Annotated in this window: 1 protein-coding gene; it reads left to right on the plus strand. The window is 33.6% G+C overall.

The window, feature by feature from the left end:
* Window positions 1-286 precede the first annotated feature (286 nt).
* Window positions 287-3,632: SpaA isopeptide-forming pilin-related protein (locus LJD34_RS15625; protein ID WP_227360331.1), on the plus strand; the 3,346-nt coding region annotated here is incomplete at its 3' end.

Raw genomic sequence — 3,632 nt, forward strand, 5'->3', positions numbered from 1 at the left:
GGATAAAGAATAAGTAAATAGTTTATCATAGATAATTACTGAAAATTCAAAATATTACCAACAAATTTTTATAAAAATCTCTCATTCTTTATCCATTTGATATTATAAGCAGGCAGGTCGATATGATCTGTCTTTTTTTGTTGGAGGAATATATGTATTTAAACAAATGGGTATTCAAGCCATAGGACAATCGAAAGATTGTCCTTTTTGCATTTAATAAACAAAAGAAGTAGGGCAATGTTTGAAACTTGCATTGCAAACAATAAATAACAGGAGAAAAAGTAAAATGAAAAATAAACTTTCTAAACTATATAAGATTTTTTTAGCAGTAGGAATGGTATTTTCAATGTGTTTCAATACGCTTGGAATGAGTGTCGTAAATGCTTATGATCCATCCGTTCCTAAAGAATTTACAAGAGTGAAAAATATCAAGTATCCAGAATGGTGGGGCAGAAAGATTCCATCCATTGCTTCATGGTCAACATATTCATGTAAATACGATGGCAAATGGGCTTTCTGTTTGGAAGCAGAAAAGAAGACACCTGCAAGCGGTAAATATCCTGCACAGGTCATTGAAAATAATGAAAACGTAAGAAAGCTTCTCTACTATGGCTTTGGAGGTCCAGCAGCCTATGGTGAATTTGCTGCGGATGCAGATCTAAAGACAGCTATCTGTCCAGATGATCCACTTACAAATGATGATATCAAATATCTTTTGACACATATCTTTTTAAGTGGTGCTTATTCAGGACAATGGAAAGGATTTGATGAAAACTTGTTCAACCAAACATTCGGAAGTAATTATGGTACAAATATCATGAACATCTATCGTCGAATCATTTCATTGCCAGATCCAGGTAATGGTGTTTCTTGGGAAGGCAACAAGTCAGGAAACAGAGCATTGTTTAAAGCAAGCTATGATAAGACAAATAAGCAACAAGTTACAAATATTGTGAAATTAAATGGTGCTTCATCTGCTGAAGTGAATATCCCATTGGCTTCAAATGTGACAATTCACATTGCTGGAACTTCTGCAAGACAAACAGGTGGTACTGCAAAAGTTTATGGCGGACAAAGCTTTTATTTTACAGCGCCATGTCAAAATTCACCATCAAATTTTGTGAGTGACAATGTATGCGGAAGCGGATGTGAACGATTTACAGCGTTAGCTATTCATGATGGAGGTGCAGGAACTCAGGCACAAGGAACTTGGAATATGGATCCTGATGATGCACGTCTATATTTAAATATTGAATGGCTTGATTTTGGCTCTTTGGAATTAACTAAAAAGAATACAAATCAAGATCTTATTGATGGTGCAAAATTCAATATCAAATCTGTTTCATATGACGGTTATAACGAAAATACCGTTGTAAAAAATGGAAAGATCAAAGTGAATGATCTATTGGTTGGAACTTATGAAGTCAAGGAAACAGAAGCACCTCATGGATATCTTTTAAATACAGATACTTTTACAGTCAAAGTAGAAAAAGATAAGACAACAGTATTGAGTGTTACAGATGATGAACCTAAAGGAAATATTGACTTCCAAAAAGAAATCGATGCTTCTAAAACAAATGGTCTAAAAGGTGATGCTACTGCTGAAGGTGTTACTTTTGAATTACATGCAAGTGAAAAGATTACAAATCAGGCTGGAACAAAAACTTACTATGAAAAAGGTGCACTGGTATCAAGTAAAAAAACAGATGCCAATGGAAAGATTGCTTGGAGTGAATTGCCATTAGGAAAATATTACATTCAAGAATCAAAGACAAATGATTCATTGGTCTTCAATAATGCAAAGATCAGTGTATCAATTGATTATGAAGGACAAACAGTTTCAAAAGTATCAAGAAGTGCAAAAGGTACTAACAGAGTGAATATGCAAAAGATCCAAGTTTTCAAGTCAGGAGAAAAAGACAGTATTTCAGGTCTTGTAAAAGGATTACAAGGAGCAGAGTTCACGTTCAAATTGTACAGTGAAGTTAACCATGTTGGATGGGACAATGCTACAACTTATGCAGTCATCACAACTGATACAAATGGTAAAGCAAATACGCCATATCTTCCTTATGGAAAATATATCGTCAAAGAAACAAAGACTCCTAAGGAGTATATTACAGCACCAGATTTCACAATTTCAGTAACAGATGATTACAGTGAATATAAAGATGTTGAACAGGTAAAACGTGTCAATGTGAATAACCGAACATTTTCGTCACAACTTAAAATTATTAAATTAGATGCCGAATCAGGAAAGAAAGTCACATTAAATGGTGCATCATTTAAAATCAAAGACTCAAAAGGAAACTATGTTGTACAAAAAGTTGGCGGTAAAAAATATGACACATTTACAACCAATTCTAAAAACGTTGTTACAGTAAAAGACAGCGAAGAAGGAACAGTAACACTTCCTTTACAGTTAGACGCGGGAGATTATTCTATCGAAGAAGTAGAAACACCTAAAGGCTTCTTGCAACTAGAACAACCTGTGAAATTCACAATTACAAATACAAGAGATTATGACAAGGATGAGGATGAAGATCCAATTCTAACTGTGAAAGTTAAAAATGCACAGCCAAAAGGAAAAATCATTTTAACAAAGACAGACAAGGCTACAAATGAAGCACTAGCTGATGTTGAATATGAATTAACTGCCAAAGAAAACATCTATAGTGCAGTTGATGGTACTTTACGCTATGCAAAAGGAGCTACTGTTGCCAAAGGAAAAACAGATGCCAATGGAAAACTTGTCATTGATTCGCTATTCATGGGCAAATATGAATTAAAAGAAACTTTAACAAATGAAGGATATGTGCTTTCAGCAAAAGTACATCAAATCAATCTTGAACAAAAAGATTTAACAACTAAAGAATATGTCATTACAAAGAATGTAACGAACATTGCACCTCATGGTGAAATCCATGTACAAAAAAGAGACAGAGATACATTAGAAGATCTTTCAGGTGTTACTTTCCAATTGACAGCAAAAGAAGACATCTATTCACTTGATGGAAGAAATACACTTCTTTATAAAAAAGGTGAAGCTGTCTCAATGGATATTTCAGAAAACGGATATTATGTGACTAATGAATTAGGTGAAATTCATATTTCAGGATTACCTCTTGGAAAATATGAGTTGAAAGAAGTTCAAGAATTAGAAGGCTATGTTAAAAACAATAAGGTCTATGACATTGATTTAAGCTATGACCATAGCGATAAGATTATCTATTCAAAAGAACTTGATGTTCTTAATAAAAAGACAGCAACTGAAATTTCAAAAGTTGATGCAACTAATGAAAAAGAACTTGAAGGTGCAAAACTTTCATTAAGAGATGAAGAAGGAAATGTTGTGGAAGAATGGACATCAACAAAAGATGTTCACATTATCAGAGGTCTTGTATCAGGTAAAAAATATATCTTGCATGAAGAACTTGCACCATTAGGATATGCAACAGCAAGTGATGTAACATTTACAGTAAATGAAGATGGAAGTGTGACTAAAGTTAAAATGAAAGATGAAATCACAAAGGTAGATATTTCAAAAGTAGATGCAACAACTGGAAAAGAAATTGAAGGAGCTAAACTTACCTTAAAAGACAAGGAAACAGGTGAAGTAGTTGAATCATGGA

Origin of the sequence: Faecalibacillus sp. MSK20_93, from assembly GCF_020589945.1 — a bacterium.
Taxonomy (GTDB): domain Bacteria; phylum Bacillota_I; class Bacilli_A; order Erysipelotrichales; family Coprobacillaceae; genus Faecalibacillus; species Faecalibacillus intestinalis.